The organism is Pseudoalteromonas sp. OF7H-1, assembly GCF_022347825.1.
GTDB classification, from domain to species: Bacteria; Pseudomonadota; Gammaproteobacteria; order Enterobacterales; family Alteromonadaceae; genus Pseudoalteromonas; species Pseudoalteromonas maricaloris.
This window is the reverse complement of the sequence record NZ_JAKRFX010000012.1, coordinates 60,708-83,739: the sequence shown is the minus strand read 5'-3', so window position 1 is coordinate 83,739 and position 23,032 is coordinate 60,708. Positions and strand designations below refer to the sequence as shown.

Annotated in this window: 23 protein-coding genes and 1 pseudogene; 8 read left to right on the top strand and 16 right to left on the bottom strand. The window is 41.5% G+C overall.

Features of this window, described 5'->3' with window-relative positions; translation table 11 throughout:
- Nucleotides 1-31 precede the first annotated feature (31 nt).
- Nucleotides 32-910, top strand: a complete 879-nt coding sequence (locus tag MHN30_RS15435) for a helix-turn-helix transcriptional regulator (protein ID WP_239360237.1) — start codon at nt 32-34, stop codon at nt 908-910.
- Nucleotides 911-981: 71 nt separating this feature from the next.
- On the opposite strand, the gene MHN30_RS15430 is transcribed toward MHN30_RS15435, so the two are convergent.
- Nucleotides 982-1,332, bottom strand: coding sequence for a Fic family protein (locus MHN30_RS15430; RefSeq protein ID WP_239360314.1), 351 nt, complete (start codon nt 1,330-1,332; stop codon nt 982-984).
- Between the two features lie 224 nt (nt 1,333-1,556).
- Complete coding sequence (locus MHN30_RS15425) at nt 1,557-1,712, bottom strand: hypothetical protein (protein WP_017217632.1); 156 nt, start codon at nt 1,710-1,712, stop codon at nt 1,557-1,559.
- A gap of 231 nt (nt 1,713-1,943) precedes the next feature.
- Here MHN30_RS15425 and MHN30_RS15420 point away from each other — a divergent pair, with 231 nt between their 5' ends.
- A complete protein-coding gene (locus tag MHN30_RS15420) occupies nt 1,944-2,435 on the top strand; it encodes a hypothetical protein (protein ID WP_239360236.1) in 492 nt (163 codons plus the stop codon).
- A 161-nt stretch (nt 2,436-2,596) separates the two neighbouring features.
- Here the strand turns inward: MHN30_RS15420 and MHN30_RS15415 are convergent, their stop codons facing one another.
- Together MHN30_RS15415 and MHN30_RS15410 are read right to left on the bottom strand one after the other, a co-directional pair.
- Complete coding sequence (locus MHN30_RS15415) at nt 2,597-2,830, bottom strand: hypothetical protein (protein ID WP_239360235.1); 234 nt, start codon at nt 2,828-2,830, stop codon at nt 2,597-2,599.
- A gap of 88 nt (nt 2,831-2,918) precedes the next feature.
- A complete protein-coding gene (locus MHN30_RS15410) occupies nt 2,919-3,818 on the bottom strand; it encodes a LysR family transcriptional regulator (protein WP_010369842.1) in 900 nt (299 codons plus the stop codon).
- Between the two features lie 110 nt (nt 3,819-3,928).
- Between MHN30_RS15410 and MHN30_RS15405 the strand changes: the two genes are divergently transcribed.
- The 3 genes from MHN30_RS15405 to rsgA all read left to right on the top strand — a co-directional run bounded on the left by MHN30_RS15405 (nt 3,929) and on the right by rsgA (nt 7,393).
- Nucleotides 3,929-4,792 (top strand): type 1 glutamine amidotransferase domain-containing protein, encoded by an 864-nt coding sequence (locus MHN30_RS15405; protein ID WP_239360234.1) that lies wholly within the window; start codon nt 3,929-3,931, stop codon nt 4,790-4,792.
- Nucleotides 4,793-4,802: 10 nt separating this feature from the next.
- Nucleotides 4,803-5,957: an iron-containing alcohol dehydrogenase gene (locus tag MHN30_RS15400; RefSeq protein WP_239360233.1), complete on the top strand. Its 1,155-nt coding sequence runs from the start codon at nt 4,803-4,805 to the stop codon at nt 5,955-5,957.
- A 392-nt stretch (nt 5,958-6,349) separates the two neighbouring features.
- On the top strand, nt 6,350-7,393 hold the full coding sequence (gene rsgA, locus MHN30_RS15395) for a ribosome small subunit-dependent GTPase A (protein ID WP_239360232.1): 1,044 nt from the start codon (nt 6,350-6,352) through the stop codon (nt 7,391-7,393).
- A gap of 123 nt (nt 7,394-7,516) precedes the next feature.
- Here rsgA and MHN30_RS15390 read toward each other — a convergent pair.
- From MHN30_RS15390 to MHN30_RS15380, 3 genes and pseudogenes are all read right to left on the bottom strand, one after another.
- Nucleotides 7,517-7,795: pseudogene (locus MHN30_RS15390) on the bottom strand (integrase core domain-containing protein); the annotation flags it as partial.
- 234 nt (nt 7,796-8,029) lie between these two features.
- Nucleotides 8,030-9,469: a hypothetical protein gene (locus tag MHN30_RS15385; protein WP_239360231.1), complete on the bottom strand. Its 1,440-nt coding sequence runs from the start codon at nt 9,467-9,469 to the stop codon at nt 8,030-8,032.
- A 9-nt stretch (nt 9,470-9,478) separates the two neighbouring features.
- Nucleotides 9,479-9,949 (bottom strand): hypothetical protein, encoded by a 471-nt coding sequence (locus MHN30_RS15380; protein ID WP_239360230.1) that lies wholly within the window; start codon nt 9,947-9,949, stop codon nt 9,479-9,481.
- 267 nt (nt 9,950-10,216) lie between these two features.
- On the opposite strand from MHN30_RS15380, the gene MHN30_RS15375 reads away from it, so the two are divergent.
- The 3 genes from MHN30_RS15375 to MHN30_RS15365 all read left to right on the top strand — a co-directional run bounded on the left by MHN30_RS15375 (nt 10,217) and on the right by MHN30_RS15365 (nt 13,471).
- Nucleotides 10,217-11,209 (top strand): RHS repeat-associated core domain-containing protein, encoded by a 993-nt coding sequence (locus MHN30_RS15375; protein WP_239360229.1) that lies wholly within the window; start codon nt 10,217-10,219, stop codon nt 11,207-11,209.
- A gap of 9 nt (nt 11,210-11,218) precedes the next feature.
- Nucleotides 11,219-11,884: a hypothetical protein gene (locus MHN30_RS15370; protein ID WP_239360227.1), complete on the top strand. Its 666-nt coding sequence runs from the start codon at nt 11,219-11,221 to the stop codon at nt 11,882-11,884.
- A gap of 243 nt (nt 11,885-12,127) precedes the next feature.
- Complete coding sequence (locus tag MHN30_RS15365; RefSeq protein ID WP_239360225.1) at nt 12,128-13,471, top strand: glycoside hydrolase family 55 protein; 1,344 nt, start codon at nt 12,128-12,130, stop codon at nt 13,469-13,471.
- 80 nt (nt 13,472-13,551) lie between these two features.
- Here MHN30_RS15365 and MHN30_RS15360 read toward each other — a convergent pair whose 3' ends face one another.
- The 9 genes from MHN30_RS15360 to MHN30_RS15320 all read right to left on the bottom strand — a co-directional run bounded on the left by MHN30_RS15360 (nt 13,552) and on the right by MHN30_RS15320 (nt 22,293).
- The gene (locus tag MHN30_RS15360) at nt 13,552-14,325 is read right to left on the bottom strand and encodes a M48 family metallopeptidase (protein WP_239360223.1); all 774 of its coding nucleotides are present in this window, start codon (nt 14,323-14,325) and stop codon (nt 13,552-13,554) included.
- On the bottom strand, nt 14,288-14,674 hold the full coding sequence (locus MHN30_RS15355) for a membrane protein (protein WP_045988345.1): 387 nt from the start codon (nt 14,672-14,674) through the stop codon (nt 14,288-14,290). The genes MHN30_RS15360 and MHN30_RS15355 overlap by 38 nt, the downstream gene beginning before the upstream one ends.
- A gap of 19 nt (nt 14,675-14,693) precedes the next feature.
- Nucleotides 14,694-14,918, bottom strand: a complete 225-nt coding sequence (yidD, locus tag MHN30_RS15350) for a membrane protein insertion efficiency factor YidD (protein WP_083229856.1) — start codon at nt 14,916-14,918, stop codon at nt 14,694-14,696.
- Nucleotides 14,911-15,135 carry a DUF4177 domain-containing protein gene (locus MHN30_RS15345; protein WP_010369821.1) on the bottom strand — a complete coding sequence of 75 codons (225 nt, stop codon included), beginning with the start codon at nt 15,133-15,135 and terminating at the stop codon, nt 14,911-14,913. Before MHN30_RS15345 ends, yidD begins: the two co-directional genes overlap by 8 nt.
- Before the next feature lie 110 nt (nt 15,136-15,245).
- A complete protein-coding gene (locus MHN30_RS15340; protein WP_239360221.1) occupies nt 15,246-15,962 on the bottom strand; it encodes an aspartate/glutamate racemase family protein in 717 nt (238 codons plus the stop codon).
- A 63-nt stretch (nt 15,963-16,025) separates the two neighbouring features.
- Nucleotides 16,026-17,159: a PepSY-associated TM helix domain-containing protein gene (locus MHN30_RS15335; RefSeq protein ID WP_239360219.1), complete on the bottom strand. Its 1,134-nt coding sequence runs from the start codon at nt 17,157-17,159 to the stop codon at nt 16,026-16,028.
- A gap of 161 nt (nt 17,160-17,320) precedes the next feature.
- Nucleotides 17,321-19,426 carry a TonB-dependent siderophore receptor gene (locus tag MHN30_RS15330; protein ID WP_239360217.1) on the bottom strand — a complete coding sequence of 702 codons (2,106 nt, stop codon included), beginning with the start codon at nt 19,424-19,426 and terminating at the stop codon, nt 17,321-17,323.
- A gap of 65 nt (nt 19,427-19,491) precedes the next feature.
- Nucleotides 19,492-20,334, bottom strand: a complete 843-nt coding sequence (locus MHN30_RS15325; RefSeq protein WP_130165868.1) for a response regulator transcription factor — start codon at nt 20,332-20,334, stop codon at nt 19,492-19,494.
- Nucleotides 20,335-20,427: 93 nt separating this feature from the next.
- Entirely contained in the window at nt 20,428-22,293 is a 1,866-nt protein-coding gene (locus MHN30_RS15320) for a S8 family serine peptidase (RefSeq protein WP_130165869.1), read from the bottom strand.
- Nucleotides 22,294-23,032 lie beyond the last annotated feature (739 nt).

The following is a 23,032-nucleotide window of genomic DNA, read 5'->3' as shown; positions in this document are numbered from 1 at the left end:
ATAATAGTTTATATAGAAGGATCGCGAGGCGATGCAAACGCCAGAAGAGTACGAAGTAAGCCAGCGCATAGGGTTGCTAATAAAAGGTCTAAAGCATAAACGTGGGATGTCTCGAGAAGATATATGTTGCCACCTCGGGATTGGCATGCGAACGCTAGACAACTACCTCAATGGCGTTAGCTCTTTTAAGCTTGGGACGTTAATGAAGTTTGCTGACTTATGTAGAGTCAAACTCGCCGATATTTTAGATGATACCGAAGCGCTCTCACGACTGTATCCAGACAATATGAAGGACAAAGGCAGTATTCTTACGCTAATCTTGGGATCGGCTTTTGGCGTCATTATTTTTGAATCTACTTTGTTTATCTTATTGTTAGTTTTGTTCTTTTACTCTTACAAAGACAAAAATAGTCAGCTACTGACGTTATGTTTTGCCGTGCCTTACTTTCTTGCAATTGTAGCGATATATACGCTTCGCATCGCGATCTTCCCTGTTGTGGAAAGCTACTTTATAGAAAATATATTTGCGTTTTCAATTCAGCTCTCACTCAGCCTTTTATTACTCTTTTTACTAAAACATCGGATGGCTTTTGCGGTGTTTCTTACCCGAGGAAGAAGTCCTTCTGTGTTTGAAAGAAACTATGCGGAGGGGCCATTACATTTCTTAGTTTTGACCTTAGCGTTAATAGATTTTTTTGCCTTGATGGAAAACTTTCTTCGTAACCTAGATAGAATGGGTATAAACGAAGAAACCGCAAAGGTGTTCTGGGAAGTAACCTTTTTTTATGACTATTTTGCTTACTTGAAATCAGTGCCTATGTTGCTGTGTGTCGCGGTACTTTATATCGGGTTTATAGCTCGAAGAAATGCTCCGCTACAAGTTGGGTACCTTGAGTCAGCACCAAAATAGGGCTGTTAACATATCGTGCTGTATGTGGATTAGCACTCGCTACAATTCAGGCATTAAACGTATGGGGTAAGCTATCTCGTCGCGAGTGTTAGGATGGTGTTTAGTGGATTTAAATTACCGTAATAGCCATCCATATTTGCTTGAACCCATTCATCTTTTGATATGTCTGGCCAATTGACAGAAAAGCCTAAGAAAAATAGTAGCTTCTCAAAGAAAAAACGTTGAGTTCTACCATTGCCCTCTCTAAAGGGATGAATAATATTTAATTCACAGTAGATATCCGCAAGCTGGGCTAAGATTTCTGGTTTAGCTGCGTTTATATCCAATGTTTCAATTTGCTGGAACTGCTTTTGTACTTCAACATTGATTCGTGAACAAGTACAAAACCGAGTTTCCCCTTTGGAAATGTCAACAGTTCTAATCTCGCCAGCCCAATCATATACATCTTGAAATAAATCAGTGGAGATGTCGTAAATGATTTAAACTAAATTCGTGGAGGGATTTGATTGTAGAAGAGTATTTACTATATCTAAAGGCGGTAAACGCTAGCTCAGCTTCTGCTAACTCATCTGCATCTGTAATATTAAGCTTATTAACTAGTACGCCAGATTTTGGATAACAATAGCTATCCTGAGCAACGCCGTATTTATCTCGCATATTTTGCTTTTAAATCAGCAATTGATTTGCTCACGCTCTCTTTTTTAAAACTTAGACCTTCGTATTTAGCGCTTATTTCAAAGTTGCTCATTTTAGGTATAAATGTTTGAACATTTTTTGCTTTTTTCACCGAAGTAACAGCCATAAATACACCTCTTGTCTGACTTCTTAAGTATAACTTAGCACTATAGTTATGCCAATAGTTCAAAACAGCCCGCTTCTTTTACTTACACCATAGCTTGGCGTATATGAAGCACCATTCGACTTTGATAGTTTGATATGATATTTGACAATTAATGATGACTTAGGCTCTTTGCAAAGCTAGCTTCGTGTGTGGGTCATTTTGTCTATGTGCCTAAAAAACTCAGAGGACAACATGTCTAATAAAAGTCTTAGTGCTCGAATTCCAGCCTATAAAATGGCATTTGCAAGTGGCGAACTGCAGAGAACCTATAAGGATCTCGTCTCTATTGTTCAAAGTCTCAGAGCTGAATTCAGTAGGCAGTATAAAGGCCAGTTTACAGTCGCAAACGTGTTACACGGATATATTGACTTTACATACTTTTATCTACAAAACGATTACCTTAAAAAACACAAACTCAAATTGGCAGTGGTGTTGAACCATCAAGAGGTGCAATTCGAACTTTGGCTCCTTGGGCAAACAAAGGATGTTCAGATTGATTATTGGACAAAGTTACAGGGTATCAAATGGGTGAATCAAGAGGTTATGCCTGAGTGGTCAATCTTTGAAATTTTAATGCTTGCTAACCCTGACTTCGACAATGTAAAAGCGCTATCAGAGCGGATCCACGGTGTGTTTGCTGAACTGTCTGAGGAGATCTTTGCTACATTGAAAGCGTACCAGTAGCATACATAACATTCTGAGTTTTCGCAGGCTATCTGCGTCGTTAAGTTTAAGCTGCTAATTTTTCAAACTTTAAATTTGTTTAACTCTATTTCTAGCGAAAAAAGAGTGCTAATAGTAGCACTCTTGTCAATGCAAAACTCAACAGCAATAACCTTTAGTTGCTAGTCCATGCTTGGGGCACTGGAGTACACCAACTCAATTAGGTTATTCATCGTTCTTGATTTTTGCATATAAGCCTTTTCCATATGGGCAAGCTCTTGTAGTTCAAATAAGGTCGTTTCTACGAGTGCCAGCCATTTTTCTATGGTGTCTGGTACCGCTTCACTTTGCTTTGTTGCTTTTTTTAGTGCGTCGTAATAAATAGTTAAGTCACGATATTGGCTTTGATAGTCCATTGTTGTTCCAACCCGTCTCTTTTAATTTACAGCAAAGTAACAGGAATTCTCAGCAGAAATCTGCGGAAAATAATTTTTTTACAACTTTTTAATTCGAAAGATAATTAATATTAGCAAAGGCGGAGATCACATCCTTTGCAAAGGCAATGCGAGGGTGTTTTAACGCGCCCTTTTTCCATACCAAATAGATGTTGTTTTCGGGGCCTACGGGGCCAAGTTGGATCAGTTCACCTGCTTTAATGAGATCTCGGCAGAGATAATCGGGGAGGACGGAGTAACCTATTCCAGAGCGAATAATGTTAGCAATTGCTCTAATGTCTGGACAAATGGCGATCACATTAGAGTTGCAGCTCGCATTAAATACACGGTCAAAGTATTGTCTTACCAAAGGTAAGTCTTGATCGTACGTGACGACGTTATAGCTTGAGAGTAAGTCGGCGGTAATATCGCTGTCTTGAATTTCTCGGCCCTCTAAACGGTTCATCACTAGCCACAATTGCTCTTTGTCTAGAACGAGATAGTCAAAGGTTGTGGGATCTGGCGCAGAGGCGGCAATGGCGATGTCTGCGGTGTCGTTTATTAGTGCGTCGAAAATGTTAATTTTATTACCAATATGAAGTACCACATTAATGTTGCCCGCTTGCAATAAGTTGGCGATTTGTGGACCAGAGACAAAGCTTAAATACTCCGCGGGGCCGGCAATATTTAGTGTGCCAAACACCGCATTGGAGCGTGCTCGAATTGAGGTGATCTTCTGCTCTAAAATATCGATATGACCAGATACCTGCAGCGCTAAGTCATGTGCCGTTGGCGTCGGCTTCACGCCTCTTGCTTGGCGTTCAAACAGGGCTTTTCCTACTACTGCTTCCATGGTTTGAATATGTGCCGTGACAGCCGGCTGCGACATCCCCAAATTAGCTGCAGCCTTGGTGATATTTTTGCAGCGGTATACTTCCACAAAGGTTTTTAGTTGGGTGAGATGAGACATAAAACATTCAAGCCATAAATATTCTGATTGCTCTTACCAATTTATCCGAATTCTCCTGTATCCGCAAATCGCCTAAACTCGTCGATATTGAACTGGTATGAGGAGCCGGGATGAAAAAGGGTATAGTGAATACGTTGGGCTGGGTGTCATCGTTATTGGGTGCAGCACTTACGCTTAGCGCTCATGCAAGTGAAGATGAGGTGTTAGTGTTACTTTCGAGCGAAACCTCGATGGAACTTGCCAGTGGTGAGACAATAGAAACAGGTTACTACCTCAATGAGTTCGGTATACCTGCAAAGGCATTGGTGGATGCTGGATATAAACTGGTATTAGCAACACCAAAAGGCAATGCCCCTGCTGTTGATCAAAAATCAGTGACGGTTGATTACTTTGGCGGTGATGAAACTAAATTACAAAGCATCAAAAAATTTATTGCTAACCTGCCAGATATTAATGATACCGCAAGTTTTAGCGAGATCCTTGCTGCGGGGTTAGACGAATTTGATGCGGTATTTATTCCAGGCGGACACGCACCATTAATTGATTTGGCGAATAATCCGCAGGTGGGAGAAATTTTGCGCCACTTTAACCGCGAGAATAAACCAACAGCCGCGATTTGCCACGGCCCAATTACGTTGCTGTCGGCGCAAAGTGAACCAAAAGCGTATTATAAGAGTTTAACAACACAGTCACCTGTTCAAGCGAAAAACTGGATTTATGACGGATATCAAATGACGATATTTTCGAACCCAGAAGAACAGGTATTTGAAAGCACGTTAAATGGCGAAAAGCTCAACTTTTACCCAGCAGCCGCGATGTCTCAGGCTGGAGGAAAAATGCAGTTTGCAAATGCATGGCAGCCAAAAGTGGTTGTTGATAGAGAGCTAATTACAGGACAAAACCCGTTTTCAGACTCATTACTAGCAGAAAAGCTGCTAGAAATGTTAGCGAAAGAACCGAATATTAAACAGTAAGGAATTGAGTATGCTTAATTTTGTATTTAAAAATCAAACCGAAATTCTTTTTGGTAAAGGCCAAATGCGTGAAATCACCTCACGATTACCGGAGGCTGCAAAGGTGCTGCTACTGTACGGTGGCGGCTCGATTAAAAACAATGGTGTATACGACCAAGCAATGAGTGCGCTGACAGGTGTTGAGGTTGTGGAATTTGGTGGTGTGGAGCCAAACCCAACATATGAAACACTAATGCAAGCGGTCGCGACAGCAAAGCAAAACGATGTGAACTTTATTCTTGCGGTTGGCGGCGGCAGTGTTATTGACGGCGCAAAGTTTGTGGCGGCAGCTGTGAATTTTGACGGTGAGCCTTGGGACATTTTGGTAAAAGGCGCAAGCTTTAGCAACCCATTGCCGATTGGTGCTGTACTTACTTTACCTGCGACTGGCTCTGAGAGTAACGGCAACTCAGTAGTTACTAAAAAGGCAACTTCGCAAAAGCGTGCGTTTTCGTCACCGACGGTACAGCCACAGTTTGCGGTACTCGATCCAGAATACACCTATTCACTGCCGCCTCGCCAAGTGAGTAATGGGGTAGTGGATGCGTTTGTTCACGTGATTGAGCAGTATTTAACATATCCAGTAAATGCGCCACTGCAAGACAGGTTCGCAGAAGGTATTTTACAAACGCTTATCAGCGAAGGGCCAAAGGCGTTAAGCGAGCCTAACAATTATGATGTAAGAGCAAACGTTATGTGGTCTGCAACTATGGCGCTAAATGGTCTTATTGGTCAAGGCGTGCCACAGGATTGGTCAACGCATATGATTGGTCATGAGCTAACGGCATTGTATAACCTTGACCACGCGCAAACGCTTGCGATTGTATTACCTGCGGTGATGTATGTGCAACGAGACAAAAAAGCCGAGAAAATCAAGCAACTTGGTGAGCGTGTATTTGGTATTGCAGCCGCAGACGAAGCACAGCAAATTGACCAAACGATAAAAGCAGTTCAAGACTTTTTTGAGTCGATGGCGGTGCAAACGCGTTTAGCTGATTACCAATTAGACGAAAAAGCAGTACAAGAAGTTATCGCTAATCTAGAAAAGAACGGCATGACGGCGCTAGGTGAGCACGGCGATATTGATTTAGCGAAGGCGAAAGAGATTTTGATGCTTGCGTTGTAAAGCTTATTAAAATCACAAGAGCAGGCGGATCAGCGTCTGCTCTTATTTTAGCCCAGATAACATACAAAAATTGCGTGATTGATATCGCTTTAAACACAAAACTTTAATCTATTATTGAAATTGGTTGCGTGAAATACTTGGTTTACCTCGCCTATCTTCAGTGCTAATCTACGGCGGTATTCAAAAAAAGTTTAAGGAGAATTTGATGATTGTTTTATTGAGCCACCCGGTAAAAGTTGTAGCTAGGTGTGATTAGTAGACGCTAACTTTCGTCTCTTCTAAATTTTTACTCCTTTTACCCGGTGTGATGCCTAACGGGCTTCTCCGGGGTCAATGATATTCATTAACCCTGCTTGATTTTTGCAGTCTTTCTGCATTTTTGAGATTTTATAATGAATACATCTTATTCGCCAACACAGCTTGGTTGGCAAGCATTTTTTCAACAGCAACTGACACTAACAGAACTGGAATCATCAAATCTTGGCCGCGTGATAGCGCACCACAGAAGTAATTATTTAATCCAGTTGCAATCACGGCAAATTTCTTTAGCTACTCATGTATCACTGCCTAGTATGACGGTTGGTGATTGGGTTTTGTTGGATGAAAATTATCAATTTATTAGGCTATTATCCCGCAAATCGGTTATTTCAAGGAAAGCTGCTGGCAGTAAAGTCGCGGAGCAATTGATAGCCGCAAATATCGATAGCCTGTTTATTGTTTGCTCGCTAAATCAGGATTTTAATCTAAACCGGATCGAACGTTACTTAGCACTGGCTAATGAAGCGCAAGTGGAGCCAATTGTTGTTTTGACTAAGAAGGATTTGGTTGACGGTTGGCAACAGCAAGTACAACTCGTTCAGGAGTTGGACCCATTTTTGACAGTCGAAGCGATAAATGCGTTGGAGCCGAGCTCCGTTGAGTGTCTAAAAGCTTGGTGTAGCACGGGAAAAACGTTGTCATTTGTAGGTTCATCTGGTGTGGGTAAGTCCAGCTTGGTGAACACGCTGTTAGGGTGTAAAGAACAGCTCACCGGTTCAATCCGTGAAGATGATGCAAAAGGGCGGCACACAACAACTGCTCGCTCGTTGCATTTTATGGAGAATGGCTCAGTGCTGCTCGATACGCCAGGAATGAGGGAGATCCAACTAGCCGATTGCCAACAAGGGATCAGTAAAACATTTGCGGAAATTGAAGTGTTAGAAAGCGCCTGTCGTTTCAGTGATTGCTCGCATCAAAATGAGCCCGGATGTGCTGTTCAGCAAGCGATAGAGAGTGGAGAACTTGAAGTTAGGCGCTTCAACAACTTCATAAAACTAAGAAGTGAACATCAAAGAAACAACGCCAGCCTAAAAGATAAGAGAGACAAGGAAAGAGCACTTGCAAAGAAGTATCGTTTTGTACAAACCGATACTAGAAGACTAAAAAAGGGCTACTGAGCTAGTACAACTGAGCTAATTCAACTGGGCAGTACTAGCTAGTTCTGTTTTATCTTAAACCAAAGTGGACTCGCTCCACTTTGGTTTTTGCTTTTCTACGCTAAAGTACGGCTAATGTAGTGGTCAACTAATTCCGTACAGTGAAAATAGTGAATTAAGTTTTTCTTCTACTACTGCTGGAGCTTGCATATCGTTATAACTATGCGGCCTTCTCCTGTTGTAATAGTTCATCAAGTAAAAGCTAACGTCTTGTTCAGCTTCTTTAAATGAACTGTAGCCTGTATTTGGAAGCCATTCCGTTTTGAGATTTCTAAATAAATGCTCCATCGGGGCATTGTCCCAACAATTTCCTCCGCGGCTCATACTTTGTGTTATTTGATATCGCCATAGTCTCTTGGTGTAGTTCGCTGCACGCTTACCATTTAGCTGTTAAGAAAGTGAGTGAGGATCATCAGGAGTTCCATCCAGTGGTTAAAAATCCGAATTTATATACCCCAAACCACCCAATGAAAAATGCCCCTGAATAGGGGCTTTCATCTTTATTTTGCCGATAACCTCATTTTTAGTTCTTAAGTCTTAATATTGATTGCGCAGAGCAATGCGGTGAACACCTATTTCTCAGCATGCTGTTTGCAATCATTCTTCTGCTTTTTTTAATTTTTCTTTAGCTTCTATTATTTGCAACTTAAGTTTCAAAATTTCTAATTCAGCTTTTAGTTTATCTTCTTCGCTTGGAGTTTGGTCTGCTTTGGCTTGCTCAGTTGTTAGTTCATTTTCAGCTTTTTTAAATTCAAGAGCAGCTTTAATTTTTTGAAGCTTAAATGCATAGCTATCAACATCTTTAATTTCTTCTAATTTGGCTAATTGTTCTTGTGCATCAGCAACTTCTTTTTGCTTTTTAAGCAGTTCAAGTTCAATCGAAATAGGTTCTAACTCTAAAGCTCCTTTAGCATCAATTATGTCTTTTTCTGCCGTTATTACATCTTTATCCGCTGTCAAAATTGCTTTTTCCCGCTCTTGTTCGTATGTCTGCATAGCCTCTAAAGCTGTAACTAATTCTGAAGTTCCCTTATTTAACGCTTCTAACCCCTGAGAGGCGTTAGCGTCAGACTTACTTTCCAATTTTGTTAATGCTCCAGTGTTAGCATCAAACGTAAGTTTCCGAGAATTGGACTCAAATATTTTGGAATTGATTGGTATATATGCAATGTCTCCGAGTTGTAAAATTGGAATGTTGGTGTTTCCAGCCATATGACCGTCAACAGATATTTGAGCGGTAACATGTCTTGCTAACCGATAAGGTATTCCATCTAGTGTTGATACTTTGTTCTCTAAAATTAAATTTTTCTTACTTAGATTTGTGTTCAATACAGAAGCATCTTCGTCAAGAAGAAACGAAGCGTTTACAGCAGGAAACATTTTATCGCTAACCCTACATTCACTAGCATTAGAAATTCCAACACAAGAACGTAATTCAACATTTAGAGAGCTAACATCAACAGGATAGTCGCAAGTGTTGTTGTTGCACGAATTCAATAGTGAGTCTAAGCCAACTCTGCGAGAGACAGGAATTTCTTGTATTTTCTTGCTTTCTAATACTACCCCACCTGCAATTGCGGCTATTTTTGCTATGTTTCCTAAGGCTTGCACGGTAGATTTTATGGCTTCAGCGGCTTTATCTGTCGATTTTGCATTGATCCCTGTTAAATAGCCAGATTTGCTTAAGTCAATCGTAAGTTCAGTTTCTTTAAATCCTGATTCGATTGAGTCAAGATCGATAACAAAGCTGTTATCATAATCAGCAACAACTTTTGACGTTAGTATAATTGGATCATCTATTTGTGCTTTATAAGTTGTAGATTTCTTGTCTGTCTTTTTGCCTTCGTTATCGACATTCCAAACAATGTCTTCATAGATAGCGTATTTAAAATCGATCCATACCTCAGTTTTCGGTAAATAAAATAGTACTCCTGAACTAAGGCTATCTTCATTGAATTTATATTTTTTTACTTCCATTGTAGTACTGCATCCTGCCAAGACTAATAAACAAATGATGGGGGTAATCCATATTTTCATAGTTATTTCCTATATATAAATGTGTCGTACATTTGTTTGTCTTAATAAAGCAAGACAAGCTTCCTTGTTTTCGAGTCCAATTAAACTTGGCGCTGCGGTCATCGTATCAAACAAATATACTTGGTCATCAGTTCCTATAACGATGTTTAGAGCATGGTTTTCTGTAAATACCATGCCTACTGCTGGAGGGTTAATTACTTGTCGCTGAGCGTGCATTCTTTGCCGATATAGAGCAGTTAACGCCCCTTTAAACTGCAAAGCATAATCGTCACAATCATTGATCTCTTGCCCTAAACTTTCTACATATTGGAGTAAAGGATTGGTTCGAACTACAGCTTGAATGTCTAATGGATTTACTTGTGAATACAAGTCATCAACAATGAACATTTTTGCGTAAAATTCATATTTTCCGTTGTTAGCGGTAAGGTTTAGAGCTTTAAAAAAGTCAAAAAACCTCGTGGCGATATCCTCGTATTCCAAAATATACCTCCAATGTATATGTATGCCATAAAACTTTTGTTTAGGTCAAATAATGAACAGTTAGTTTAGGTTAAATGATATCGGTTAGTAAAGCAATTAGCTATTTTAGGTGACTTCAAGGGCAAAAATTAGCATATTCCTGCTTATATAAATTGTATTCATGCGATGGGGAGTTGTAGTATCAAGTAGAGCACTATCTGTGCAATAAATTGTTCTTTAAGAATCTTTTCAAAGATGATGTCATAATCATATGGCGTTCCCGTTCATATGAACGGTCGGGTGTACGATTATAACCTTGGTCGGTTTATGTCGGTTGACCCGGTGATACAAGCGCCTGGTAACAGTCAAAGCTTAAACCCATATAGCTACCTGATGAACAACCCGTTAGCGGGCACAGATCCAACGGGCTATGTTGGTTGCGAAGAAGGTGCCGATGAGTGTCAAGTGCGAGAAGAACGAGTTACTAAGTTTGGCAGTCGAATTCAGCGAAAACAGATATCGCAAATTACTCAGACCACAACCAATTCAAGCGGTGGCACGACAACGAAAACCGGATACTATAATAGTCGTGGTGAGTTGTCTGGGGTGACGGTCGAGACCGGGGATAATCGTGCCAAAGGGTTACAAGCCTCCTTTAATGGTGAACAACTAGGTATTATTGCTAGTCTTTTCAAGGGTGAAGACTATGCAGGTGCCTACGGCTATATTCTTGGAGAAATTCAGGGACTAGATGGTGTTGACGCTGATGTTACCAAGTATTGGTTTGAGAAGGCGATTGAAATAAACCTCAACCAAGACACATCAGCCAACACTTGGATAAGGGCGTTTACCACTAAAGGGTTAGCCATAGATGGTATTACTGCCACCCCGGAAATGTTGCAAGGCATTTCGAACTCCATCGCTCAAAATGTCATATCAGATGTGCTAAGAAGTGGTGGTGTTCCACAATTTAACCAGCTTGTTGTGTCTGACATTAGAGTAGCTCTGAGTAACGGTGGGCAGACTATTGGTGGCTGGGGCGGCTCATCCTATTTTTGGAATCTACCTTACGGCCCTAATAATGAAACTGTTGGACAACTAATAAAAAGCAGTCCATACGAATTAAACAAATTTAGGCAAAGCTACAGCCATGCAGTTAAAACAACTGTAGGAAGACATTGGCCAAACCCTAGTTTGTATAAAGAAGGCCCAAGGACCTTTGGTAGTATGGGGGCTTTCCAAGCCGACTGGGCTTGCGGTACCTGTTTAATTGAGTTTTAGGAGAACGCTATGAACAACTTTGCTTTTACTGATTATTTTTCAAAATTTAGACTAGCGCTTATTTTATCATTACTGACCATCATCATCTTTAGTTACAGTTATGCAGGAGAAGAGATCAGAATGTCTGAACGGAAAAGTGCGATGGTATTGATGGGAGGGGAAGCTTTTGAAATTCCTAAAAGTTACCTTTCGCCAAATGATGGGCTACCCGATAAAATCAAAAAAGAAAATATGATTGAAATTAGTTTATTTTTTCCAGATTTTTCAGGATTCGGTGATAAAGACAACATCGCAACGGTTGGGCCTTATAACCCAAATCAAATTACAGCATTCTGGACAATGGTTAATGGTGGCAGTCGACTAAATGCGAATAATAGTCTTAAAAATGCATTAAAGTATGGGCTATCAGACAGAGATGACAGCTTAGATATTGATGGGTTGACAGCCTACAAGAATGCAAACAAAAGTGGTGTGACATATCACGCTCAAAATAATCAAGGTGATGATGTTCTAATTCACTGTACTGAAGGTCCGGTGAATAGTATATGCAAATTAGAATATCTCGATAGTAAATCTAATAGAGGAATATTTGCATCATTCGATAAGAAATATCTCCCAAGGTGGTTAGAGGTGAATAACAAATTACTTTCCTTGATTGAGAAGTGGAAAGTTTAATTATTCCGCCTCATGATCTCGGTGGGATTCTGAGGCAGCCTTCCATCCGCCATCACAGAAATTTTGAAAGACACCCACTCAAACTTGAATAGCTGTCCACGCTATGTCTGTAACTGCTTTTAAGCTAATCCACGATACTCCTATTCTGTGAATGATATCTTGGTTTTGTAAAGGGAAAGGCATTGTTTCAGCGCAAATTTCAAATATACTAATTTTGCTTTTAATTAGATGATAAGGACTATTATGAAATATACATTACACACTGTTGGGGTACTTTTACTCACTTCATCCGCTTCGGTATTTGCACTTGATGTAGATAGTGTCTCCATTACTGATCCTCGCTTTGGTGCAATAGCAGACGATAACCGAGATGATTCGGCGCAGATACAAGCTGCGATTGACTACGCCGTGCAAAACAATAAGAGCGTTTACATACCAGCAGGTACATTCAATGTATCTCAAACGCTTGATGTGACGCGCATTAAGGGAGCGCACAACTCACGCGTTAAGTTATATGGTGAAAAACGCAACCTGTCTCGTTTAACCACAAATGCTAATATCAGTTTGTTAAAAGTGGCACATAATGTCGAAGTACATGATTTGACATTGATGCAAACTGCGAGCTTTAAGCAGGGCACAGGGATCGATATACCATTTGCTTCTTATCGGTCTAATTTCTCGAAATTAGACATTTCGGGGTTTAATAATGGTATTTACGGCAAATGGGTAATTTGGAGCCGCTTCGAGGACTTGTTTATCGCCAACGTTAATTATGGCATTTATTTACATGGTAACGGAGAAAATCCAGCATATTGGAACACCGAGCCTAATGGCTGGTTTAATAATGTTAACGTTTTTGACAATATATATGTAGAAGGTTCACATACAGGCCTTAAACTTGCTGCAATGGGTAGTGAGATTGCAAACTCGACAGTGCAAAACTCTCAAGTAGGTGTGGAAATTTACGGTCCAGCAGATCATAAAACTTGGAATAACCAGATTAGTAATTTCTATGCTGAAGGAGTTAAAACGGTATTTAAGGTTAAGAATTCAAGGACGCTGGATATCAATGGCGTTTTCGCGCAAGGCGGCCCAAATTCGAATCGAGCAAATACAGTTATTGATGCTGACAATGGTGGAGTCATTACCGTTAATGGATTCACTGGACAAGATTGGTGGAATCATAATGTAGTGTTAAAAAACACCAAAGTTAAAGGAAATGTACCTGCAATTGGTGGTTCAGAAAGCGCGGATTCTTCCTCTGCATACTTGCCAGGAAAAATTACTGCGAGTATCAGTTTACCAGCGAATAGCAGTTGGGTAGAACTACCTAGCAATATGAGTATTTCAGGTAATAGTGCCTATAAGGTTGTGGTTTCTGGTATTCGAGATGGCTACGAACCTGTGTTAGAAGAGTACGCTATTTATAACTGGAATGGGTCAAGCACATACGCAAAAGTGCACCAAACATCTGGTATTGGTCGCGTCAAATTTAAAGTTGATGGTGGGAAGCTACACGCGAAGTTGGATTACAACGGCGGTGGTGGTCTTTCAAGTGGTAAAGTGACTCTGGAGCGAATTCACTAGATTTTTCGTCTTTTGCGCTTTCTGGTTAGGGCTTAAATTTAATAGATTAATAGCCCTTAAGCCATTACCTCAGGGCATGGTTATGGCTTTTGTTTTAATCGTTGAATGCGTTGCTCAAAGCTTGGGTGCGTGCTTAACCAACTGTGCTGTTCGTCGCTTTCCTTGGCGAGTTTTTCGAACATAGAGATCATCGCATCATTATTACCATATAGCGCCATTAGCTTGTTGTGCGCGTACAAATCAGCCTCGAGTTCAGCTTGCTGAGAGTAATTTTGGTTGATACCTAACATTGCGCCCTGCATCATAAGATCTGAGAGCGCAGAGATGTCACCCAGTACGACACTCAAACTGACAAATACGATAGACGAGCTTACAAGGGATTCCATCACGTGATTATGCTCCACATGGCCAATTTCGTGGAGTAACACTGCGCTAAGTTCTTGCTGAGTCGATGCCAGTTCGACCATGTTATCGGTGATCACAATGCTACCATTGGCCAGTGCCATGGCATTGGCTTTATCTTTCCACTGCCTAAACTCAAGTTTAAATTCACGTTCACTCGATGCATTGGCGCCAAGCAACGAAACGAATAAAGCTCGAGTCTCTTGCTGCTTGATTTCACTTAATTTTGATTCAGAAAATTCCGAATTATCTAGCTCGTTTAAGCTGCCTTCGTCGATGATTTGGTAGATTTGTTTGGGTAGTGAGGCTGAGATCTCTTCAGCGAAGTAAGGCACGCCTTTGGTATAAAACTGATAACCACTAAATAAAACGACCACTACCGTGGCCGCTATAATCCAAAGCCACTGCGTTTCTTTAGATTGTTTGATTCTGCTGTGTATCTTTGAGCTCATCTAGCACTTCTCGCATCACATCGATGTTGTATTTTCTCACTATTTTTTGGCTATTAAATAACTGAGGTAGCTCAATTAAGCACACTAAAATTAGCAGTATCCAGCCATAAAAGAGAATAAGCGCAAGCCCTATTAGCATCAAGGTTAGATTAATAGCACCACGTGCAGTTTTACCCAGATAAAAGTGATGTAAACCTGCAGCAAAGAAGTAATTGAGTACGGCGTAAGTATCAGGATCTTTTACTAGCTGTTCTTCTAGTTGGTAGTACTGCTTGCGCGCTTCAGGACTTAGCTGAGCAACTTGATTTCTCAATGCTTCTTCTTGTTCTCTTAATGCTATTTCGTCCATGCAAACTCCTAGGATTAGATTATGGTAGGGGGTCTGATTTTACTTCAATACAATCTGGATCATTGCAGCGCCTGATCCGACAAAAACCGATACGCACGCCTTTAAAGAAGCCATATTTTTCGATTGCTTGATAGGTATATTCAGAACATGACGGCGTAAAATTACAACTTATATTGAAGTGGGCTTTTGCTCCACCATTCGCTTGATAGCGGCGAATGGCAGACAGAGCAAAGCGTTTAAGCACGTTTACGACCAAGTGTTAAGATCACGGCTTCGCGGCTCCAAAATAGCATAAAACGTTTGTTTTCGATAACTTGGAAAACAAGCTGCCAGCCATCTTGCGCTTCCATGTTTAAAGTTGCTTCAAGTTTTTTTAACGGTAATCCACTTGAGCCAAGTAACAGTGTGCCGCAGCCACCTTCAACTACATGGATAACTTTATATTCGTCGTATTGGGTCATAATACATCCCTGATTTAATTAGAATAAGTGAGATTTAATTCTATAGTAGCCAAGTAATCGCGACAATAGCGATTTCGTTGTTATTATTTTAATTACAACAAAATTTGATATTACTCATGAATAAAGCAAGATGTAGCCCCGAGTGACCACTCTACAACGGCTTCAGCATGAAGTTTGGTTGTGTCATAAAGAGGGACTTGAGTATGCACTTGCTGAACGAGCAAACCGATTTCTGTGCAACCTAAAATAACCCCTTCAGCCCCTTGTTGATAGAGTGCATCGATGATGTCTAGATAAGTTTGCCTTGAGCTTGCGTTGACTTTACCACGACATAATTCGTCATAAATTATGTTGTGAACTAAAGCTTGTTGGTCCCCATCAGGTGTTATGACCTCAATGCCGTGAAGATCTTGTAATCGTGCTTTATAAAAGTCTTGCTGCATCGTAAATCTCGTACCTAACAGCGCGATGCGTTTTATGCCGTCATTTTTAAGTCGCTTCGCGGTTGCGTCGGCAATATGCAGTACAGGCAATCCTGACGCTGCGCTAATTTCATCTGAAATTTTATGCATGGTGTTGGTACAGATCACAATGGCATCTGAGCCGGCAAGCTTCAACGACGTAGCAGCGCCTGCCAAAATGGTGGTCATTTTCTGCCAATCACCAGCTGCTTGAAGCTCTGCAATTTCGGCAAAGTCGACGCTATACAAGCAAAGCTTGGCACTGTGTAGTCCGCCAAGCTTTGCTTTAACTGTTTGATTGATAAGCTGGTAGTAGCTTTGTGTTGACTCCCAACTCATACCGCCAATTAGCCCAAGTTGTTTCATAGTGATTGCTCGTTATTTGCTGATAATAACGACAATAACGGATCTAGATTGAAACTTGAACCGTCAGCTTAAGGCGAGTTGACGGTTTTTCTTACTCTTGTGTTTTTTACGCTTTCTTTGCCACCATAAATATAACCCAGTAAAACCAAGCAATACGGGGGCGAGTCCCATAATGCACCAAATTATTTTACTGGTAAGCCCTGCAAAGTGGCCAAAGTGAAGTTTTCTAAAACTGTCGATTACCCTGTCTACAGTAGACGCCGTTCGAATATCGTAGGCAAAGGTTTGTATACCAGATTGCGCGTCAAAGCTAACCGTTGCAGCATAGTTACTAATGAACGGGTTGGCATCGGCGACGCTACCAAAAATGGTAATGTTGGTTTGCTCTGGCTCAAATGGAAATAGCCAGTAGGTTGGTTTAAGTTCGTTAACCGCACGATGGCTTTGGGTCATCATGGCATCAAAATCTAATGAGTGATTAAACATTGCGTGGCTGACAATATGGTGCTCATCTTCTTGGTGTTCAAAAGCCTCGTGATAATACTCCACTGCATTAAAGTAAACGCCAGTAATGCCGAGCGCGAGCAATACCGGCGCACTCCAAATGCCAATTACCTTATGCAGGTCGCTCATCATGACGAGCCGAGGGGCTTGTCGTCTAAAGCTAAAGAATCGTCGCCAAAATCGCCGGTATATCACTAAGCCGGAAACACCGAGCAGCGTAAAAAGTATAGCCACAGCTAAACCGATAACGACACCCATGTGTGGAAAGGTTTTACTCACATCATCAAGTAGTAAGGTGTAATGTAGGTGAAGAATAAAATCAGTAAAGTCACTGTGAATACCCACAGGCTCGCTTAGCATTTTGCCTGCGTAAGGATCTAGATACGTTTTGAACCATGTGTCTGTACCATGCTTTAATAAATAGACTCTATCAGCTTCGTAGCCATCATCGAATATTTCCCAGCTACCAATTTCATAATTTGGATGGGTGTCTGCGACATAATTAACGAGCACCTTCATGGGCTGACGTTGGACGCCTTGGTCCTGATAAGTCAATGTCGCTTGCTTTGGGAGTAATAGGCTATCTATCTCGAATTTAAACACCAACATGCTACCTGTGACTGACATAACGGCGAGCGGAAGTATCGCGATTAATGCCATTGCACTGTGCCATTTAAATAGTGTTTTACGCATTGTTTTCCTTTGAGTTAAAGCTAAATGAGAATGAATAAAGAGATGAATTAACAGGCTGAATTAACAAGGACACCCACCTTAATGCTTGCAGGCGCGTTAAGGTGGGTGTCCGTTTAAATCTTTCAGTCTATGTCCTTCCGTAAATTCTCCTAGATGAGTGACTAAAAGCGGTAGTGAAGACCAACATCGGCTTTGCGCTCTGCCCCCATCCAGCAGTTACTTTCGTCATAGCATGCGCCAACGTAACGCTTGTCACTGAGGTTACTAATGCTAAAGGTGAGCCTGGCTTGCTCGCTGAGTTCATAATCAAAGGCGATGTCGAATAAGGTATAGGATGGCACGGTATCTGAGTTGTATTTACCAACATAACTCTCGCCAACATACCGAGCACCAACACTGACTTTAAGTGCACTCAACAGGCTTGGGTAATAGTTTAACCAAAGCGAAGCGGTGTTATCAGCCACCCACACTAAGCGTTTCCCCACCAAATCTTGATCTAATTCATTTTTAGTGACTTTCTGGTCTAGATGCGTGGCATTGAACTGCACATCAACTTGTTCGTTAAAGGTGTGAGAAGCCTCAAGCTCAATACCTTTGGACTGGATTTCACCGGCTTGAGTTTTCGTGACAAAGTCTTTGCTGTTAATGATTTCGTTCTGCTTGGTGAGATCGAATAGTGCAAATGTTAGCTGTGTATCGCGAGATTGATATTTAACGCCAAGTTCCCATTGTTCTGCTTCAGTTGGTTTGAAGGCTTGTTGAGTTACGCTATCTTCTCCTGCAACGGACTCAAATGACTGACTATAGCTTACGTAAGGTCGCCAACCAGAGTCCAGCTGATAAAGTGCGGCAATCCTCCCGGTGAGTTGGGTGTCATCAATAGTTGATTCCGTTTGCCACTCGGTGCCAGCGTAGTTTTTATCAGCAGTAACATCACTGGTGAAACTGTCGTATCTAAGACCTGCCAAGAGGGTTAGCGCTGATATTGTCACTTCGTCTTGGACGTAAAACGCACGGTTACTCTGTTCAATATCGTGCGCTTCGGTATAGAAGTTAAGTGGCAAAGCGCTGACATCAAACGCTGCATAATTGGGCGCTGCTAGATTAATGTTTGGTGTGCCTGTCCCGAGAGTATCCCAATACCCTACGGTTGAGCTTAAGGTTTTGTATTCAAAACCCAAGAGTAAGTGATGTGATGAGTTGCCAACCGTAAAGTGAGTAGACAATTGGTTGTCTAAAACATAGCCATGTTGCGTTTCATCGGTTTTATATGCTGCACGGGCAAGTATGGTATCGCTATCTGCAATTAAGTTTTGGTTGTAGGTATTTTGCTGTAGGCCTTCTGCATCGGTGTAACGCCAGTTGGCAAATAAAGCCCAATTGTCGGACAAATTGTGTTCCAACTTTAGCCCTGCCATTAGCGTTGTTCTATCAAAATTAGACCAATTGATATCGCCTGCAAATGCATCGGCATCTAGATAACCGTAACTTGCACGCGTGAGCGTACCAACGCTATGTAAGGGAGTGGACGGTATGGCTTTGGGATCGTCTTGGTAATAAAGCTGTGCAGTTAAAGCCGTATCATGGCTCGGTTGCCAGCGCAGTGATGGTGCAAATACAGTGCGTTCTTCTTCAGTTGTTTTTTGCTGGCCATCACTTGTTCTTGATAGCGCAATGGCACGATAGCTCAGCTCATCGGTGATCACACCTCCATGATCAACGCCGATTTCTTTGAGCGCTCTGCTACCGACTCTCAGGCGAACCTGTGTTTGCTCAGTGCCATTGGCAAGCTTTGCGATTTGATTCACCATGCCACCTGGCGGGGCTGAGCCGTAAAGTACTGACGCTGGGCCTTTTAGCACCTCAATGGTGTCGGTGGCAAAGGCATCAACTTGAGGATATAAATTCCAAAGGTTATTGGATTGCAGTTCTAGGCCATCGTAATAGTTTCGATAAGATTCAAAACCGCGAATAGTGTATTGGTCAAAAATGGTGACCGTGCTGCGGCTTTCTGGTGTGATACCAGAAACATAGCGTAACGCAGCATTGACCGAGTCAGCTTGGCGTAGCTGCAGGGTATCTTGATCTATATGAGAAATAGAAAAGGGCGCGTTGATTGGTGCTAAAGACGACTTTGTTCCGGTACTTTTATATTGGCTGCCCTGAACTTCTATTCTTTCTAACTCATCTTTTTGGTTTTCATTGGCACTTGTGGTTTGAGAAAGCAGTGAGAGGCACACTGCAGCATAGAGCGTGTTAATTTTCATTGTTCTACTACTATGGATAATGAGAGTGATTCTTATTATATATATTTTGCACGGTTCAGTTTTGTCTAAGAGTGCACTCGTTGTGAAATTTGTTTGGGAGAAAGAGAAAATAATTGCTTAAAACGACGGCTGAAGTGCGCCTGATTTTTAAATCCGCTATCAATAGCAATTTGATTTAAGGATGCAGAGCTATTAAGTAACTCAAAATAAGCATGAGTGAGCCTAGTGCGGATAAGATATTCACTGGCACTCAGATCAGATGCGGCAAATAGTTTGTGAATATAACGTTTTGACCAGCCTGAATGGTCACATAGCATGTCGATACAAAATGCTTCATCATTTGCATGTGTAGAGATGAGCTGTTTTAACTCCGCTAGCGGCGACCTTGGTAATTGGGTCGGCTGGCAAGCACTTAGGTGCAGTACAATTTCATCTTCAAGCCATTTTGCCGCTGTTAAATTTAGCGTTGTGGCGGTTAAGGCGCTTTTGAATAATGTTGATAGACCAGAGGGAATTGTCAGTGCTTGTCCATGCAAAAGCCGCTTGCCGGTTCGAGATGCTAGCCAATTGATTGGAAAGTTGAAGCTAACGGCGTGGTATTGTGTCGGAAGGTGAAACACATGTTTTTGATTTGCCTCAAGATAAATTAATTGTGTTAGATCAGCACGCTGCAAGGATTGCTCAGTCAGCCACCAACCATTTCCTTCAGTGATAAGGATCAAACTACCATAGTTTTCAGGCATCATCGCCGCAGTTTGCGCAGTGCGATGGTAAATAATACCATCGAGCTTTACTTGCGAGATGCTACTACAGATGAGCGGCACTTCGGTGTGTAGTTCACCGTCAGACACATGGTCATAAAACCCTTGATGTAATAATTGGCTGTAGAGATCTAATACAATACTCATTAAAAACAAAAATGGCGGCTCAAACGAGCCACCACTGTACTTGTTTTTTCAATAAACCCCAAACGAAATGAGATTTATTTGTAATTAAGCTAATTAGTAGCTTGCAACAAGTGTTACACCTGAGAAGCTAGAGTAGCCACGTAACTTGATGTAATAGGTTGCACCTTGGCCTGAACTTAAACTACAAGATTCATTATTACCATTTAAGAACGGACGACAGTCATAGGTTGATGTCGTAGGAGCCGCACCTTTACGAACATACAAATCTGCATCGCCAGAACCACCAGAGCTTGCAACTGTTAATGTTACATTGGCTGGAACATCAATGGTGTATTGCAACTCTTGGCCAGATGCACCAGCTAGACCACTTACTGGGATGCCGTTTTCTAGGCAGTTGCTACCACAGCCACCTGGATCTGATGAGTAAGTACCTGTGAGGGTCGCATTTGCATACGCAGCGTAACCATTTAGCATCACATACCAATCACCTGCAGTTGGATTGGTGAAATCGCATGATTCATTGTTACCATCCAGATACGGGCGACAAGCGTAACTATTTAGCGTTGGTTGAGTGCCTTGCTGTACATACAGGTCGGCATCGCCAGTACCACCAGCAAGTGAGAAGTTCAGCGCGCTAGCGCCTGCTGGAACAACCAACTTATAGAAGGTTTGCTGACCAGATGCACCAGATGCACTGACGCCTTGGCCATTAACCAGCTCTGTGATTGGATCTGGATCTGGGTCCGGATCAGTGCCATCAGCTAGTGTATAAAGTAGCTCGTTAGGTGAACCGCTTTGTGGGTTAGAGACTTTACCTTTTGATGAGCGTTGGCTCAGCAAGCTATCAATTTGTGACGGGCTTAGACTTGGGTTTTCATCCAAATATAGCGCAACAGCACCCGCAACGTGCGGTGCGGCCATCGAAGTACCGCTGATGGTATTGGTTGATGTATCTGAGTTATACCAAGCAGAAGTAATACTTGAACCTGGCGCATAAATGTCTAGACAGTTACCATAGTTTGAGAAACTAGAACGGGCATCGCTGCTTGTAGTTGAACCCACAGTGATTGCATCGGCTGCACGTGCAGGTGAGTAATTACAGGCATTGCTATTGTCATTACCCGCCGCGACAACAAAGCTAACGCCTGAGGCAACTGCGTTATTTACTGCGTCATCAACCGCTTGAGAAACGCCACCACCCAAACTCATGTTAGCAACGGATGGGCCTGATGCATTGTTTTTAACCCAATCGATACCAGAGATAACGCCTGAATATGAACCCGAGCCGTTACAACCCAATACTCTTACGCCAACGATATTGACGTTTTTCGCTACCCCATATTCACCGCCACCAATTGTGCCTGCAACATGGGTACCATGGCCATTACAGTCTGTTGCATCATTGTCATTATCAACAAAGTCATAACCATGTGATGCACGGTTACCAAATTCATTGTGACTAATGCGAACACCGGTATCGATAACATAAGCCGTTACGCCAGTACCATCAAAATCATAATGGTAGTTTGAGTTTAGCGGTAGATTACGTTGATCGACGCGATCTAGACCCCAAGTAGGGTTAGCTTGGTCGCCGCTTGCTGTGATAGCGGGGGTCACTGTAACCACTTGGTCTTGTTCGATATAGTCAATATTTGGGTTATTAAGCAGACCTTTTAGTTGTTTTGCAGATGCATTAATGACCACACCATTTAGTACACCACCAAATTCTTTTGTAATGCTTACGTTATGTTTGTTTTCTAATGCTTTTGCTTGCTTATTAGCAAAGGCTGCAATTGCTTTGCTGTTTTGAACGTTAAGGACTGAAGGGGTGCTAAATACAACAATGTATTGATCTTTAATTGCTTTGTTTGATTCTACGCTAAGTATTTTAGCGGCTTGTGCGTTGACTGAGGTCAAACCCGCTAATACTGCAAAACTAATAGCACTTAATTTACGCATTTTGTTGTTCCTTGCATGTTGTTTTGTTTAATTGTGTTTACCAATCTCAAGGTTATGAACTTATCTAGCTGCTGTAGACGCGTTATTCACCAAAGTTCAACGCTTGATTGCGTTTGTTTTGAGATAATGAACAACGCCAGCTAAATAAAAATTGCACATAATTTCGACTGGTTACACTAGGATAGAAGTAAAGCTTAAAAAATAAACAAAAAATACAAAAAAAATTTACAATGTGTTTTTTAATGCATAGGTTAGCTGACCAAATAAGCGAGAGGTTTATCCTTGTTCTTTATATATTATCAATAAATACAGTTGGTTAATTTTGATTTTAGAGAGGGGTAACGCGACAGGGTAAGAGGAATAAATAGGCTGGAAAAATTCCAAATGAGTATAAGGTATGTGATTTTTGTTAATTTATCTTTACATTTAAGCTTGGTTTTTGACTTTTGAATTGTAAACAAGGACAAAGCCAATCAAGGTGAAAACCATGCTTATTATTAAACTTGGTTGATACAGCTTTAACTTCTCTTTGATCCTCATTTTCTATGCCGCTTTGTTGAATATCGCGGTGATATAACCTGAGGTTTGGATAAGGAATGTTCCAACTTATTGTTTCTAAAGAATAACTTAGTTTTTTCCTTGTCTAGCCAGAGAGTTTTAGGGAAAACACCGCTTCCGCGTCCTGCTCTCGCTAAGGTACCTACATCCTGTAGGCAAGGCGAATTTACGCACCAATAGC